This is a genomic window from Desulfoscipio gibsoniae DSM 7213 (assembly GCF_000233715.2).
GTDB classification, from domain to species: domain Bacteria; phylum Bacillota; class Desulfotomaculia; order Desulfotomaculales; family Desulfallaceae; genus Sporotomaculum; species Sporotomaculum gibsoniae.
The window spans coordinates 4,459,928-4,475,968 of sequence record NC_021184.1 but is presented as its reverse complement, the minus strand read 5'-3'; the positions used below and the strand labels follow the sequence as shown (position 1 = coordinate 4,475,968).

Annotated in this window: 16 protein-coding genes; 7 read left to right on the top strand and 9 right to left on the bottom strand. The window is 40.5% G+C overall.

Annotation, left to right across the window (positions count from 1 at the left end):
• Nucleotides 1-111 precede the first annotated feature (111 nt).
• Nucleotides 112-657 carry a sigma factor-like helix-turn-helix DNA-binding protein gene (locus DESGI_RS20810; protein ID WP_006521322.1) on the bottom strand — a complete coding sequence of 182 codons (546 nt, stop codon included), beginning with the start codon at nt 655-657 and terminating at the stop codon, nt 112-114.
• Between the two features lie 225 nt (nt 658-882).
• Nucleotides 883-1,149 (bottom strand): hypothetical protein, encoded by a 267-nt coding sequence (locus DESGI_RS25125; protein WP_006521323.1) that lies wholly within the window; start codon nt 1,147-1,149, stop codon nt 883-885.
• 353 nt (nt 1,150-1,502) lie between these two features.
• Here DESGI_RS25125 and DESGI_RS20795 point away from each other — a divergent pair, with 353 nt between their 5' ends.
• The 4 genes from DESGI_RS20795 to DESGI_RS20780 are packed head-to-tail and all read left to right on the top strand — an operon-like array spanning nt 1,503 to nt 4,946.
• On the top strand, nt 1,503-2,513 hold the full coding sequence (locus DESGI_RS20795) for an ABC-three component system protein (RefSeq protein ID WP_006521324.1): 1,011 nt from the start codon (nt 1,503-1,505) through the stop codon (nt 2,511-2,513).
• On the top strand, nt 2,506-2,961 hold the full coding sequence (locus tag DESGI_RS20790) for an ABC-three component system middle component 2 (protein ID WP_006521325.1): 456 nt from the start codon (nt 2,506-2,508) through the stop codon (nt 2,959-2,961). Before DESGI_RS20795 ends, DESGI_RS20790 begins: the two co-directional genes overlap by 8 nt.
• Nucleotides 2,954-4,726, top strand: a complete 1,773-nt coding sequence (locus tag DESGI_RS20785) for an AAA family ATPase (RefSeq protein WP_041285024.1) — start codon at nt 2,954-2,956, stop codon at nt 4,724-4,726. The genes DESGI_RS20790 and DESGI_RS20785 overlap by 8 nt, the downstream gene beginning before the upstream one ends.
• 19 nt (nt 4,727-4,745) lie before the next feature.
• The gene (locus DESGI_RS20780) at nt 4,746-4,946 is read left to right on the top strand and encodes a helix-turn-helix domain-containing protein (RefSeq protein WP_041285023.1); all 201 of its coding nucleotides are present in this window, start codon (nt 4,746-4,748) and stop codon (nt 4,944-4,946) included.
• Nucleotides 4,947-5,651: 705 nt separating this feature from the next.
• On the opposite strand, the gene DESGI_RS20775 is transcribed toward DESGI_RS20780, so the two are convergent.
• The 5 genes from DESGI_RS20775 to DESGI_RS26260 form a co-directional block, all read right to left on the bottom strand.
• On the bottom strand, nt 5,652-8,447 hold the full coding sequence (locus DESGI_RS20775; RefSeq protein WP_006521328.1) for a beta strand repeat-containing protein: 2,796 nt from the start codon (nt 8,445-8,447) through the stop codon (nt 5,652-5,654).
• A 122-nt stretch (nt 8,448-8,569) separates the two neighbouring features.
• A complete protein-coding gene (locus DESGI_RS20770; RefSeq protein WP_245561126.1) occupies nt 8,570-9,613 on the bottom strand; it encodes an Rpn family recombination-promoting nuclease/putative transposase in 1,044 nt (347 codons plus the stop codon).
• Between the two features lie 19 nt (nt 9,614-9,632).
• Nucleotides 9,633-10,391 carry a hypothetical protein gene (locus tag DESGI_RS20765; protein WP_006521330.1) on the bottom strand — a complete coding sequence of 253 codons (759 nt, stop codon included), beginning with the start codon at nt 10,389-10,391 and terminating at the stop codon, nt 9,633-9,635.
• 15 nt (nt 10,392-10,406) lie between these two features.
• A complete protein-coding gene (locus DESGI_RS20760) occupies nt 10,407-11,264 on the bottom strand; it encodes a tyrosine-type recombinase/integrase (RefSeq protein ID WP_006521331.1) in 858 nt (285 codons plus the stop codon).
• Nucleotides 11,265-11,334: 70 nt separating this feature from the next.
• Entirely contained in the window at nt 11,335-11,595 is a 261-nt protein-coding gene (locus DESGI_RS26260; RefSeq protein WP_281168138.1) for a Gp37-like protein, read from the bottom strand.
• A gap of 328 nt (nt 11,596-11,923) precedes the next feature.
• Here DESGI_RS26260 and DESGI_RS20755 point away from each other — a divergent pair, with 328 nt between their 5' ends.
• The gene (locus DESGI_RS20755) at nt 11,924-12,109 is read left to right on the top strand and encodes a hypothetical protein (RefSeq protein ID WP_006521332.1); all 186 of its coding nucleotides are present in this window, start codon (nt 11,924-11,926) and stop codon (nt 12,107-12,109) included.
• A gap of 110 nt (nt 12,110-12,219) precedes the next feature.
• Nucleotides 12,220-12,369, top strand: a complete 150-nt coding sequence (locus tag DESGI_RS26560; protein ID WP_083939990.1) for a DUF2283 domain-containing protein — start codon at nt 12,220-12,222, stop codon at nt 12,367-12,369.
• 258 nt (nt 12,370-12,627) lie between these two features.
• Here DESGI_RS26560 and DESGI_RS20750 read toward each other — a convergent pair whose 3' ends face one another.
• A complete protein-coding gene (locus DESGI_RS20750) occupies nt 12,628-13,503 on the bottom strand; it encodes a tyrosine-type recombinase/integrase (RefSeq protein ID WP_245561238.1) in 876 nt (291 codons plus the stop codon).
• 119 nt (nt 13,504-13,622) lie between these two features.
• On the opposite strand from DESGI_RS20750, the gene DESGI_RS20745 reads away from it, so the two are divergent.
• The gene (locus DESGI_RS20745; protein WP_006521334.1) at nt 13,623-14,501 is read left to right on the top strand and encodes a tyrosine-type recombinase/integrase; all 879 of its coding nucleotides are present in this window, start codon (nt 13,623-13,625) and stop codon (nt 14,499-14,501) included.
• A 715-nt stretch (nt 14,502-15,216) separates the two neighbouring features.
• Here DESGI_RS20745 and DESGI_RS20740 read toward each other — a convergent pair.
• Nucleotides 15,217-15,771, bottom strand: a complete 555-nt coding sequence (locus DESGI_RS20740) for a copper amine oxidase N-terminal domain-containing protein (RefSeq protein ID WP_006521336.1) — start codon at nt 15,769-15,771, stop codon at nt 15,217-15,219.
• Between the last annotated feature and the right edge of the window lie 270 nt (nt 15,772-16,041).

Sequence of the window (16,041 nt, the reverse complement as noted above, 5' to 3'; positions counted from 1 at the left end):
TTTCACCTACCTTTACCATGATTAGAGGCCGGTTTTGATTTGCAATATAAATTTTGTTAACGGCCTCTATATACAAGTCATGGTAGAGCAAAAAGTAAACCCCCCCCGAATTTATAGATTTATTAAATATTTTTTCAACCGATTAATGATCTTGTTCATTCGGTTGGTGATCGCCATTTTAGAAACGCCATCACGTTTGGCTACATCCGCCTTGGAAAGGCCCCGGTAATATATGTCAAAGATTAACTCTTGCTGCTTGGGTTCAAGCGACCTAATAGCTTTTCTTACGGCTTCCCTGCCCAAATTGGCCAGCACTTCTTCGAGGGCATCCTCATCAGAAACTAAATCTTTAGCTTTATCGTTTTGGCTGGAATAACTTTGATGGCTACGGGTTTCCGCCTGGTCGTTGTTATATTCCAGCCGATCTTCTCCCCGGCTAATTACAAGCCACACCCAGGGCTCAATCTCATCTGCACCGGTGAGCATGTCCTCCGTGACGACAAACTTTTCCCTTTCCATAACTGACCAGTAAGTAAAGGATTCACATTTGCTTAAATCAAATGTGGTCTTTTTTTTACCTACTGCATAAATCGCTTTTCCTTGCTCAGTGATTTCAATGGTGATCTCAGCATCTTGGGTTTGAAATTTTTTTATCATGTTTATTTCCTCCTTTTTTAAGGCCCAATGGGGCGGGTCCGAAAAACGGGCATAAAAAAACCGCATAATTACCGAAAAATCAGTAATTATGCGGTCTGAGGTAATTCTTTGATTCCTAACTCGCTATAATTGGCAAAGCATTATTAAGTTTGTAATGGACAAAAAAAAGGCCAGATAACTAATAAAATTAATTATTAGCTATCTGGTCCTTAAGGTAGCTCTATGTTAGGCTCCTTTTCGTCTCAGTAAAGCTTTATCATACATTGGACGGGTTTTCCCCGTTGATAAATCCACTATAAAATTTTTGGCTGGGGTTTTGTCCGGTTTCCCATCTACCCAGGAAATTGTTCCAGTTGTGTAATTTAAATCCCAGTAGCGCTTGCATCGGCTGCATTTATGCAACAGTAGGCCGGTTACTTCCCCATTGGCATACTTTGATACAATTGGATTGCCGCATGTGGGGCATTCAATGTTAATCAGTTTTTTATTCATAAACACCTTCCTTTCTATAATTTCATCCATCAAGTATTTAAGTGTATTTGTGATTGTTTAAGTTGCACTGGATAAGATTGTTTCGAATTATGGTTAATAATGTTGTAACACCCAAAATAGGGTGATATAATATTTTTAATATCTGGCAGAATCAACTGGTTGTTTTCGGAGTTTTTTTTTGAGGCACCTTCATCCATGCCCACATACAACAATCAACCAAGTAGAAACATCCTCTTTCAACAACACTTATTAATAAAATGATAACAGGTTGTGACCTAAAAATATTTACCCTCAGTTTGACCTGTTTTTGACCCTTTTTTGACCCTTGAATTCTGCGGGAAGGGGGAATCCTAGTGGTCGGGCTGTGTTTTGGTACATACGCTAGAGCTGTTCAAAAGGTAATCAAAGGTTCTGACAGCCAAGTGGAGGTAACGGAGCTCCTGCTGGGCCTAATTCTTGATAATGTTGTTATCACAAATCAAATAGGTGAACCATATGTGGTTACGGCTAAAATCGCCAATCAGTTATTAGGGCTTAATGCTCAAGTACATAATAAAATTAAAAAAGCGGCTAGCTCCAAATTAATCATTGACGCCGCCCACGATTACTTTGAAGACGTGGTCATACCTGCCATTACACCTGATTTAACCTCTGATCTGGTGCATGAACTTACTAAACTTATCTCCCAGGACACTAAGATTCCACAAAATAAAAAGAAAGATTTCTTGGCCCTTGCGGAGGGAGAAAAATTAGCTAGATTTCTTTCCGAGGTTTTTCTGTATGCAATAAAGAAGCCTAATAAACTAACGGGGGACAAGCAAACAAATGGCGGAATTCCAACCATTGTGGATGAAGTAAAGGCACTAAAGGCCATATTGAGTAAATCCCATGGTTTACGCCCTCCTCCCCTAACACCACCGGAAGAAATTCAAAAACATGAGTTGACCTATGTCACAAAATTGTTGGCAGCCTATGCAGAAGCCGAGAAATTAACTGATTTGTCAAAAGAATTACTTGACCGATATCCCAGATATAAAAAAGATTTTGAACGGCGAAGAAAAGATTACTATGCCGCTGAAACCGTAAGGAGAGATGCAAGGGATATTTTTGGTATGACGGAACCAGATCAATTTGAAACCTTAAAAGAAGAGACATACAATGGCATTATTGATATTTACTATAATGATTTTAAACACGGTTTTGCCCGGATGAATGGTGTAATGGCTCATGCAGCTGTTATCCAGGTTAACAAATGCTGGCTATGTGAGCCGCTAAAATGGGTCGGAGCCAGTGAGAAAAAAGGGGTCTGCCACATTCTGGTAAACGATGGCGAGATTGAAGGGTGGGTGTTAAGGAATGAATAATATATTTAACACCCCATTTGAGATCTCACTGCGTGTTTTATTAATGTTAGAAACCGGCTTAATCCAGACAGCTGATATGATAGCCGCAGCTGATTTTATAACGGTCTATGGTAAGGATTTTGAAATATCAGATAACGATCTTCATGGGGACAGTGCCTTCAAATACAGTGAATTCCCGCTCCGCCGTGAACTAGTTAAAAAAGCTGTTAAACAACTTGTCCTAACCGGCCTAATTGATGTAGCGTCTTCACAAAGGGGTTTTTTATATTCGATAAATCAAAAAGGAAAGGATTATTGTTCACGGTTTACAAATCATTATGCTGAAACATACCGCTATCTTGCTAAACGAACACAGGGCTACATAGCACAAAAATCGGAGCGGCAAATTTTTGAAATGATTAACCGTAACGCATTTACCTGGCTGCAAAGGGGTGTGAATGATGTCTAAGTTCCATATTGAAAAATTAATCGTGATGGGCAGCGGCAAGGAACCTTCCATCCTGGAGTTTGAGCGGGGTCTTAATATTATTTGCGGGCCATCTGATACCGGTAAAAGTTATGTCTTAGAATGCCTGGACTATTTGTTTGGCAGCGATAGAATTCGTTTTGATAGAACCGCCGGGTATGACCGGATAAAACTTATTATCGCAACTGAAGGTCGTAAAGTTACATTAAGCCGCCAACTAGATACCAATAGAATTGAAGTGCATAGTGACGCCTATGATATTATGTCTGGTACCTATAAAACCAGCGGTAAAAAGAATAATATCAGTGATTTGTGGCTCCAACTAATTGGAATAGAGGAAGAACACGATATTATAAAAAACTCAAGATTTGAGAAACAAAGGCTTACCTGGAGAACATTTTCACACATGTTCCTTATCAAGGAAACAAGTGTTTTACAGGAGCGGTCCATTATTCTTCCGAGACAGAATACCTCCGCAACAGCAGCACTCAGTGCATTATTCTTTCTGATCACAGGAATAGATTTTGCCGAGGAAGAACCCCTTGAGAAAAAGGAAATATCGGAGGCCCGAAGAAAAGCATTGGTTGATTATATGCATAAACAGCTAATAACCTTTGCCGACCGAAAAGAAGAGCTGGGAAATATTCCTTACGGTGCTTTGGATCTTCAAGCCAAGGTTGAAACAGTACTTGATGATATTGCTGAAACCGAAAAAGCCATCGCCAGGGCCATTGAGCACAATAAACAGTTGTTGAAAGAAATATTTTCGGTAAATGCACAATTGGCGGAGTGCAATACCCTTTACAACCGGTACCAGGCCCTGGGGAGCCAGTATGCCGCAGATGTAAAACGTTTAGCCTTTATTGTTGAAGGGGAGTTAAACAGGGGGAATGTCAAGGAAGTGTCAAAATGCCCGTTCTGCGAAAGCAATGTTCCCGTGGAGATTGAGAAGGGTTACATCGAGGCATCACATGCGGAACTGCATAGAATACAGCTGCAACTTTCCGATCTTAAGGAGGCCAATGAAGACATCGTCAAAGAGCGCTCTGCTCTTGAGGCAAGGCTTGCAGATTTGAATCATGAAAGATGGGGGATCGAAGATTTACTCAACAGTGAACTAAAGCCCAAGGTGGCAGCACTTAAGAAAACATTGGCTGAATATCGCCGGGCCATCGAAATCCAAAATGAAACAACTGTTATTGACAAATTTGAAACTAACATAAAGACTGAGCTATTCAACGTACAAATGGAGGATGAATCACAGTTAGAATTTAAAATAAAGAACCAGTTCAGCAGCAATATTTTAGGCACGCTAGATGAACGCCTAAACGATATTTTGGATTTGTGTATGTACGAGGGATTTGGATCTGCATTTTTTGACCCTAGGGAATTTGATGTGGTTGTAAACGGAAAACCAAAGGAAAGTTTTGGTAAAGGGTATCGGGCGTTCTTAAATACTGTACTTGCAGTCACACTCATGGAATATTTGGTGGAGCAGGGGAAATATGCGCCGGGACTATTGGTTGTGGATTCACCTATCCTCTCATTAAAGGAACGAGGGGATGAGAGCGCACCGGATAGTATGAAAGCAGGCCTATTCCAATATCTGCTTGATAACCAGCATAAAGGTCAAGTTATTATTGTTGAAAACGAACCCCCGGATTTGGATTATACCGGTGCCAACCTAATCACTTTTACAAAGGACACAGAACATGGCCGCTATGGATTCTTACATGGTGTGCGCTGATAATCTGGAGGATTTAACAATGGACAACATAGAAAAATGGTCATCAATGGCCACTATAACTGACTATCTTGATGTGAGCCGGGAAACTATACTTCAGTGGATTAACCACCGTAACATGCCAGCGCACAAGGTTGGACGGCTTTGGAAATTTAAGATTTCCGAAGTGGATGAGTGGATACGTTCCGGCGGAGCTGCCGATAAAACTAGCCTGGAGAAATAAAAAAAAACACCCTACAAGTATTTCTACCTGTAAGGTGTTTTTTCATGCTCAACTATCCCCCGCATTTACTAGCCAACCAGGTAGCCAGATAACCCCAATCAGGCCTACCTGCCGGGCTGCCTACCAATCTCGCCCTCCTCAACCCCACGCTGGCCTCTTTCCTTTATACCCAGCGTTCCTGCGCACCCCGCCCAATAAAAAACAGCCGGGCGATCCGTGTAGGACCTCCCGGGCTGTTTGGTTGTTTGGTTAGTTAGTGCGCCGGACGGTTATCTACTGCACAACAGAACCGTCCCCTTGTGTTTTTCCAGAACCGTCCCTCTGGTTTGTCCCGAGCACTTGTGTTCTCGCAAACCGCAGGAACCGTCCCCCTGGTTTGCCGTGTAATCAGTATTATTTATATTCCTGCACAAACTGGGCAAAACTCGCGGCCATTCTATGTTCCCGGCCAACCAGGTACCCAGATAACCCCTATCAGGCCAACCCGCCGGGCTAGCTTTATTCACTAGCCAAGCCCACTAATATTCCACTTGGGCCACGCCAGCCCCTTTGCCTTATGCCAAGCGAACCCAATAAACAAAAGACCGGGCGATCCGCTTTGGGACCACCCGGGCTTTTTTTGTTCTGGTTTAGTTAGTGCACTGGACGGTTTTCAACAAAAGAACCATCAGATTGTGTTTTCTAGAGCATTGAATTTCCTTGAGCCTAGAATGTGCCTGTTGCGGCAGCACTAGCTGTTGTTGCAGTTAGGTTGCCATTAGCATCCTTTAACACAACTGCTCCAGGAGTAACAGCACCTGATGGAGCGGTTGTTGCATCTGTTACAGCAGTGAAAGTCAATGTAGCGACTTTACCATCTGCGCTCCATGCAACCGTTCCAGTTCCAGCATTAACACCTACTGTACCAAATGTTAATGTAGTGGTATCAAGTAAGGTTACAACACCGTTTGTCATAGCAAAAGTTGCATTTCCAGTAGTTGTCATTGCTTCACTGAATGTTAATGTAATAGTGTCATTAACGTCCAATGTTGCTGCAGTTCCACTACCGTTTGCTAATACTACTGAGTCAAGTGTTGGTTTTACGTTCTCTTTCCCAATTGTTAAGTTGATAAAGTCTGTTAAAGCTCCAGTCTTAGCAATAATACGTACTACACCGCCATTTTTATTGATTACAGTATTACTACCGGTATCAGTAATAGTAATTACACCATCTTGTGCAGCAGCTGCCCCACCAATAACTACTGTGTCGTTACTTGCGCCTGTTACATCTGTTAAGTCTACGACAGATAAGAAGGCAGAAGCTTCAGTACCTGTATCAGATAATGAGTAGCCACCAAATTGGTCTTTTACCCATACATAAGCCTTTGTAGTTAGCGCAGTCGTATATGCAGCGTAGTCAGCTACAGTGATTGCTGTTACATCAGTTGCAGTGGTTGTTCCAGGTGCAGCTGATTTAAATTCGATGGATTGTGCTTTTAAAGCATCTTTTGAAATTGTGACATCTTGTGAAATAGTTTTGATAGTATCATCTGCGTTGATTGTAAACTCTAGTTTTGCTTTTACATCTTGTGTAACTTTAGTACCATTTACAGTAACTTCAAAGTCAGTTGCAGCGGCTGCTGTTGAGGTATATACGTAGTATTTATTATTATATTCAAATACAGCTACCTGAACAGTCGCAGCACCTGTTCCATCCGCTTTTTGTGCTTGAGTAATAGTTGGGGCTCCTCCGACTAAGGCGCTAGATGGAACTAAGGTTTTTACGCCATTTGCATCTGTTGCATACAGAGCAACTTCTGCTGCATAACCAGATTTAATAGCACGCTCTTTATCAGCGTTTGTTGTTAAGGTTGCGGCACCAGCATCACCAAGTGTTTCGCCAACGATATCCTTAGAAAGTAATCCTTTATATGCAGGAGTTGGCGCTTCTACACTGTAAGTAAGTCCGGCAGAGCTATTTGCTATAGCTGTGATCGTGTAAGCCTTTTCAGCAACTGCTACGCTATCTTTTTTCAATGTAGCCTTAATGGTAGCAGAACCAGCTTTCAGTGCTTTCACATCAACTGCAGCTGTATTTATAGCATCTTTTGCAGTTTCGTTAGAAGTGATTGCAATAACACTAGAATCACTGGTTGTGTACTCAACAGTATATCCTGCTACGCCTGCTGTGTAGGTTGTGGAGTATTGGTCTTTTACATCAAAACTCAATGTTTGTGTTGCACCAGTTAACATGTTAGTTGAAACGGTTGTATTCTTTTTGGTGTCAACACTTGATGGTACAGCTGCATCACTAGCAGTCACTAATAATGTTGCCTGATTACCAGTAGCATTGACAGTTACAGTAATCGTTGCTGAGTTACCTTTGACAGCTGCAGCGGCTGGAGTGATTTTGATTTTACCATAGTCAGTACCTGGTGTAATTTCAAATGCTGCAGTAGCAACTGAACTGTTATTTGTTGAGACGGTATAATCTGCTGTTTTTAAGTCTTTCTGTGCAATAGCAGTACCATACTTATCAACCACAGTTTGTGTTACATAGAATGGCGTTATGGAACCAGCTGGGAAGTCTGCTGCAGCTTTTTCTAAAGTTAATCCGTATGCTGCGCCAGCATCTTCATTTACTACGACAGTAGTTGTAGTTGATGCACCGGTAGCTGGTGTAAGTGCTGTCAATGTAACAGTACCAGCTTTACCAAATTTAGCGATTTTAATTTTATTGTTAGTATCGATTGAGATATCCGCTGGGTTTAAGATCGTGTTGTCTGAACTTAAGAATTGTACAGCTCCACTTGTTTTGTCAGCGGCTGTTAGTTTATAAGCCTCACCAAGTGTATTAGTAGCTGTATAAGCTAATTCAACATCTTTAGTTCCTGTCGGTGTGAACATTGTCTTACCAGTTGGTAACACGGCTTCTCCCAATGTTACATTTCCAACAGTAGCAGCATTCACAACAATGGCTGTAGCTGTTTGGGTAATACCTTTGTACATTACCGTAATTACAACTTCATCTTTAAGAGTAGCTGCAGCCGCATTAAATTGGAATTTAGCAGGGACTTGAGCTAATGCAACGCCAGCAGTTTTGTTGTAAGCAGTTAGAGTCAATTTGGTATCATTTGCAGCGACAGTTGCTTTCTCACCATATTGGTTGATGAAATCAATTGACACTGGAGCAGTAGCTGATTTTTGTAACTGAGTAGTATTGATAACTACGCTCTTAACTTCTTCTGCTGCAATTGTGACAGTATTGGTAGCTTCTACAACCCCACCAACAGTCACAGTGTACTCAGCTGGAGTAAAATTTCCTGTTTTTGTTAAGGTTGCTTCTGTTTTTGCTTCGTTCCAAGTTACTGCTACTTCTTCAGTAACCGTACCACGTTTTACTGCGAAGGTTGCTTTTGTAGTATCTTCAACAGCCTTGTTGAATGTTACTTTAATTTTGTTAGCGTTAATAGCACTAAAGCCCCTGGTTTCGTGTATATTAAAAACCCCGCAAACCCGCATGGGACAAGGGCTTGGGGGCTTCTTACCTTTTCATTGTAGTTCTGGTAGATATGATTAGCAGCACTATCCATAGGGTTAGGAAATATAAGCTTATTATTCATAAAGGTTTTCTTAGGTTTTTGTTACTGGATATATTTTTTTACCTCATCGAGGTCTTTATATTCCGATACACCGTCAATTATAACTTCCAGTGTTGGTACATCTAATTTCGTTATACCCTGCTTTAAATCCTCTGGCACAAAACCAAATTTCTTAACTAAAAACTTTATTGCAGTCCTTGCAAGGGCTTTTGCTTCACCTACTTCTATTCCCCGCTCCATGCCTTCTTCCCTAAACAGTTCAGCTAAAGTCATTATCCTTTCACTCCCTTCCGGATAGATGGTTTCGATTTTCTTAACCAATTCATTGAAGTCATCCTTGGTTAAATCAGCCCTAGCGCTGAGCAGATATCTGACTAGGGTCTCAAGATATTCTATCCCTGTCTGTTTATCTTCAAGCTCCAGCAAATAGACAGCCGCTCTAAAAACATACTTTAGGATTTCGCCAATATCCTCTCTCGGCATATCCCGCATTATCGTCACTGTTATTTTGTTTCTTACTTCACCTTTTATTTCCCTATCAGTAAACCTAGAAAAATCATAAAGCAGATATTTGTAATTTGGAATGTGTGCCTGGACATCCCTTGGCAGTTCCTCATAGCCCGAAAGCATTTCCCCTAAAGTATGTTTTATGTTCCAGCCGTCCTTGCCGTGGTATATTACCAGCGGAATAATTACCGGCAGTTGATTGGTATTTTCAATCTTGGCGTTCCAAATTTCTACCATGTATTTTAGGAGCTGAAAAGCAACATCCCGGCTGGGATAGCTTTTATGTTCAAAGAGAAAATAAAGGTAGCCTTCCCGTTTATTGATATTGGCCTTAAAAAGGAGATCCGAAAAACTTTCCTGTAGCTCTTTGTTAATAAAGCTGTCTTTCTGCGGCTCCAATGTGTCCACGTCTACTATATCCGTGATGCTTTGAGGCAAATAATTATTTAAAAAATCCTTGGCCACGGCTACATCGCCAAAGGTCTTTTTGAAGAATTTATCGTGTGGGTTCTGAACTTTCACTCCATCACCACCTATCTCTATTATATCTGGTAAATAAACATTGTACCATAAAAACAATCCCCTAGAAGAAATATTTTTACAAATTCTTCAAAAGCGCCTCGACCTCCCGCTTAAACCCATACTTCATCAGGTATTCCACCAAGGCCGCTTCCATGACTTCCCGTTGGGTGATGTTCTTCTCCTTGCTAAACTCCCCGGCAAGCTTGGCAATCATATCGCTCATGTAAATAGCTTTGGTCCTGACCAGCCCCGGAACAGCATACCTCGGTATTTTGCCGTCTTCCCTGGTGCCTGATAAAAGCTGGTAAATATCGTCCCGTTTTTCATACAAGAAGCGGAGGAAGGGGAGGTATTCTTCTATCCCTTCCAGTGTTTTTCCTCCCGCTGGTTGATTAATTGGCTCTGGTGGTGGAACTGCAACGTAATTTCCGTCCTCAACCTTGCCCACCATTTTAACATAATTGTTTTTGTAAACGTTCCACTCATAACCCTTGTTTTTCATGTATTCGGCCATTTCTTTGTGGTCTTTAAATCCCTCCTGTTTGGCTACTAGCCTGGGATCTACGTCCTCTTCTTCAAAAGCGGTAATAATGCTAACTACTTTTCCCGGCGCGTAACTTTTCGGATCTCGGTTTAATTTCTCAACTCTGGTGTGGGCTGGGATGTATTGGCCTTGCCTTTTATCGTAGGTAAAGTTTTTCCTGCGCATGTACATATCAAGGCTTTTCCAGTTCTTGTACTTTAATTCTGCTGCCACCTCATCGCGGTTCTTGAACTTTAACATCTCCAGGATTTTTTTGACTTTGGCATCGTAAATCGGTTTTTTCTCACTCAAGTTTTTCTCCCCCCTTTACAAAAGATTAACGGCTTCGCTGAGTTTATTTGTGCCCTGGTGCAGGTATCTGGTGGTCACCGCTAGGCTGGCATGCCCCAGGAGTTTTTGAATACTGACCACCGAGGCTCCTTTTTCCAGTAAGTTAGTGCCAAAGGAGTGTCTCATCACATGGGCACTTATGTCCTTTTCCCAGCCCAGTTTTGCTACAGCATCATGAATACAGCGATTAATATAGCTGCTGGAGACCTTGCCGGTTCTGGCTATGGCGAAAAAACGGTCTGAATCTGCCTCCCTGATGTGTTCCAAGTAGTGGGTAAGAATCCGGTGGAGCTTATCGTTAATGGGCACATCCCGGTCTTTTTTGCCCTTGCCTTCAATGATGTGCAGCACTTTGTTTTCAAGGTCCACGTTCTCCAGCTTTAATTTAATAATCTCAGACATCCTACCGCCGGTATAGAACATAGTCTGGACCACGGTGCGAATTACCGGGTGCTCTATGGCTTTGACCAGATCTTCAAATTCCGCTTCAGTAATATGAGCCCTTTCTTTTTGCTTGACCTTGACGGGTTCTAGGAGATTGGCCAGGTTCTTAGTGCAAATGTCTTTTTTGCAGCAGTAGTTAAAAAAGCTTTTTAGAATGTACAAAGCCCGGCTCCTGCTGGCGGAGGCAATCCCTCTTTCTTTTTCATGCAGCAGGTAGTCCTCGATATCCTGTAAGGTAATGTCCTCTACATAAACCGGGCAGTTGTGCTTGACGGTTAAAAAGTTATTAAAGTTCTTCAGTTCTATGGTGTAGCCCCGGATGGTTTCCTGGGACCTGTCGATAAGCTCCATGTGCCTGGCAAAGCTCTTGATTGCTTGGTTTAACAACAATTTTCTCCCTCCCTCTGGATTGGTAGTAGCATATTAAAATTACTTTGGCATGTTAGCAAGTTATATCTCACTAATAATTACCTATTGTTTTACTGGGGAGGGTGTGGCCAAAGGTAACATTGAGCTTAAACCCACCAGTCTCATAGGTTTCTTCAACTTCTGTAATCCTAGTATCCATGGTCAGATTCCAGGCTTTGTTTTGTACGGTCACCAAATCCCCGGAATCCCAGTCCACCTCATACTGAAAGAAGCCGTTAGTTAATACCTCTGAAACTGCATAATGTCTTTTAAAAAATGCCCCTTTATTGGGGAGGGGGGATCTGTGTCTAATTTTTTGTTTTGGTATCCATTTTGGGCCCTTTAACAGCCTCGTTTATTAATAAAACGGTTAATAAGTATAAAGTGGAAGTTTTTATTTCCCCATAGCTATAGCGGCTAACCCACCGCGGTTTCGTCCAATAGAATTATCCAAAGTCAGTCAGCTCACGGTATCTCGGAGAGCTTTTTTTGTGTGACTGACTTCGGATAATTCACTATTCATTATCGGAAGCAATTTGCTGCTATCAGCAGTTTAGTTTATACAAAATGAAGTTGTGAAACTATCTGTGTTAAGATATAATATCCTTAAGAAAACCCCATTTTATGGGAGGTGCTAATAGATGGAGAATGCAAGAGAAAAGGCGATTAATATTATAATGAATTTACCAACGGATATATCTTTAGATGAGATTATAAATCGTTTAAAATTTATTGATTGTGTAAATAAAGGGATAGAGGATTTAGAAAATAATAATATTATTAGCCATGAAGAAAGTAAAAAGGATTTAAAGAAATGGCTCGAGTAATTTGGAGTAAAAGAGGATTAAGTGATTTTCATGAACATTTATCATTTATCGAAAAAACATCATTATAAAACGCTAAGCGAGTCGCTAAGAGTATTATTAAAAAAATAGATATGCTAGAGAGTTTAGAGGTTATAGAGTTACATCCCGGCATAAATTTGGAAATAGATAAAGATGGACAGTTAATAGGGATAGAATTAATTAATGCTTCAAAATTGTTTAGAGACGTTATTAAACCGCTTAAAAAGAGAGCGGCTTTGTAGGGAATAAGGGGTCAGCACTTAGTTAATAAGTTATTTGATAACTTTGGTCTGACGCTGAATTGAACAAGAACTGCCGGGAGGTCCCATGCGGATCGCCCGGCTGTTTTTTTGCTCGGGTCGGTTTTGGGAATACTTACGGAGTTAAGCATTGAATAGGTAGAAAGATTGGTAAACCCTCTTACAATTGATTTAAATGGGCATACAGCAAGGAAACCTGTCAGGTAAATATGAAAACCTGACAGGTTTCCTTGCTTAGAATTATAAGTCTATTAAATCAACTGCACTTCTTAAATGTTTTTCATTGGTATGAGCGTAAATTTCAGTTGTTCTTGTGTTGCTGTGTCCAAGTAGCGTAGCTATGCGTAATAAATCAACACCTTTATCCATATACAGTGTGGTTGCAAATCCGTGGCGAAATACATGTGGGCTCATTTTGGCCTTTTCGATCCCGGCCTTACGACAATATTTCTTAATAAATAATCTTACATTCTGGGGGGTCATCCGGCCAGTAACCGATCTTTTAGAAGGGAACAACCAATCCTCTTTCCCCTTTTTAAGCTCTTTTTTATAATCCTTTAGCACTGGATATAATGCTTTATTAATTGGCACAATACGCTTTTTACGTCCCTTACCCCGGGTAACATTAATGATTTTTTTGCGCAAATCAATATCTTTCAGCTTTAATGATAGTGCTTCACTAATCCGTAGACCAGTTAGAAATAATACATAGATTATTACCGAATGGGTATAACCGGTTTTGGTGCTTGTGTTAATGGCTCCAATTATTTTTTTAAAATCTTGTACTGTAAAAAAAACCGGTTGTTCACTTTGTGGTATAGAGGGCCACTGTATATTGGCGGAAGGGTCCTTTTTAACGTAATCATTATTTTTAAGAAACTTATAGAAACTTTTGATTGAAGCTAGATTTCTAATTCGGCTCCGTGGGGCATAATTATGGTCTAATGACAAATGCCTTAGATAAAGCCATATATCCATTGGCCCTATTTTTTGGGGTGTTATTTCTGGTCCGTTGTGTTCAATTAAACAATTGCCAAAGTGATACAGATCTTTCCGGTATCCCGAAACGGTTTCCGGGCTCCTTTCTAGGTCATGCTGTAGATGTAACAGATACATGTCCACAATCCTACCCCATTGAAGATTAATTATTGCTTGGTAGTTAGTTTTACACATTATTATTGCCTCCGGAATATTATGGCTGACTGCTGCCCATAATATAATCGAGGTGAATGTCCATGCTGTTTTCAGATGCAGTAGAAGCCTTTATTAATTTTTTAACTATTGAATTACAGCGTAGTCCATATACCATAGACGGGTATAAAAAAGATTTAAAATACTTTCAAAACTACCTTCAAAAATCCTTGGGTAGATACGTATTATTAAGTGACTGTAATATTTTTATAATTCGCAAATACTTGCTATACGCTAAAAAAGAGAAAAATTATTCTCCTCGTACTATGATGCGTAACATTGCTACTTTAAAATCATTTTGTAAATTTTTATTTTTAGAGGGGCTAATAAACGAAAACTTTGCTGATCGTTTACATGCACCTAAAATCCCCGAAGGAATGCCACGTTATTTAAGCAAGGAAGAAATACAGAAAATCTGTAAGTGTGTTGATCTAAGTACCTATAGTGGCCTTCGGGACTATACTATGTTGATGACCATGTACTACGCGGGGCTCAGGGTTTCCGAATTAGTACACTTGGCAGTTAACGATGTGGCTGAATTACATGACTTATCTATAAGGCAAGGTAAGGGTGGTAAATGCAGAATTATACCGATGCATAATGAGCTGCAAAAAGTTATTGGTTATTACATAGCTAAAAGGTTGAGCACCTCAAAATACCTGTTTCCAAACAAAAATGGAGTTCCTTTAAGTACACAATATATACGGAAAATGGTAAAAAAATATGCTGTTAAAGCAGGTATTGACCCGGCACAAGTAACTCCGCATGTTTTTAGACATAGCTTTGCTACCATGCTTTATAAGAACGGGCAGGTAGACCTTTTACGAATAAGCAAACTGCTTGGACATGCAAACCTGAGGGCCACAACCATTTATACTCACACATCAGCAGACCACTTACGAAATGCCATAGAAAAGTTGTAGTTATTTGTTATCTCGTGATAGATTGTGTCGAAAGTTGCAGAAACCCAAAAGACTCCCAGATATACCGGAAGTCGCTTGGGGCTTATTATACTGTTTGTTATTATGATTGGGCAAACGATGCCGTTTACTTCAGTTAAAACTGCAACATAATTAACTACAAGTTTAGTTAACTATAATAATATTTATTTATAACATTGAAATCGCTCCATTAACAATTATAGCATTAACTTGGTTAATGGTATACGGCACAATCTATGATCAAAATAGACTGAAGTCTATTTTATTGCCCAATTTATTTGATAACACTAGGGTAATATCGTTAACAATATGCTATCTACTTCGGAAATAGTATAGACAACCTTTATGTCATTAAAGGGGATCCCTTAATGTTCAAAGCTAATAAAAAATAGCACCAACAACTAAAGTTTCATCCAGTGTGATCTTAGTTGTGGTACTATTATTAAACTGTAGATGTAATATTTTCGGTAATAGCACTTAACGAAAGTATCGGCATTTTCTGCCTATGACAAATGGTTAGATATGGAAATAAGGAGGCCCGACCTATAGGTCGGGCCTTTGTGTGACAATCTATTTTTGTTTCCATGTCGGCCTTCTAAATTTCTATAATGGTGAATAATAAAAAAAGAGCTCCTACCCATAAGGGCCGGGCTCTTTTTCTATATGATATGCTTTTGTTAAGGACATGCTTTGCTAATTAGTTACCGTATACCTGATCTGTTACCGAGTTATCATCATCTGACACCGAGGGGGTTTCCTCAGGCTGCTGCTCCGGGACATTCTTGGTTACTGTGACTACCTTTGCTTCTGCATCCCAGTCCATTAGATAACCAAAATCCTGAGCCACGTAACGAGCTGGCAGGAAAATGCGGTTATCCCGGATCAGGGGTGCCACATCCATAGTTTTGGCCTCGTCGTTAACATAATAATTTGTGCTGCCTACAGTAAACTTTTCAGTGGTATCTTCCAGGGTGAGGGTGGCTGTTTTGGAATCGGCATCCCAGGTTACGTTATTTTCTGCTACACCCAGGGCATAGCCCAGATAGCGAAATGGTACATAGGTGCGACCGTTTTCAACGAAGGCGGCCACGTCCATGGCGCTGGTCACATCATTAACTGTGTAGCTGGCTTCACCAAGTTTAAATGTGGCTTTGTAATTGGGTGTGTCACCTTGTTCCGCTACAGCAGTTGCTGCAAAGACCAACATGGCTAGGGATAAAATAATAACTAACGTAATTGGTTTTTTGTGCATTTAATCAATGCCCTCCTTTTATTATATTATTTGGTTTAGTTCTAGATAAATTTACATATTCCTTCTGATACTTGGCACATAATCCACAGTTTTTTCAAACCTGTTACCACCTTTCCGATTCACTAGTATGTCAGCAATCTAGTGATAAAAGTAACCCCTACTAAGAATATGCTTGAGAGTTTTGGGAAGAGCCAGGGGTTTGATGCGAGCTGGGGGCCACTGTCCGCAAAAGAAAATATTACCCAACGGGGAACATTTCACCAGTGTTCT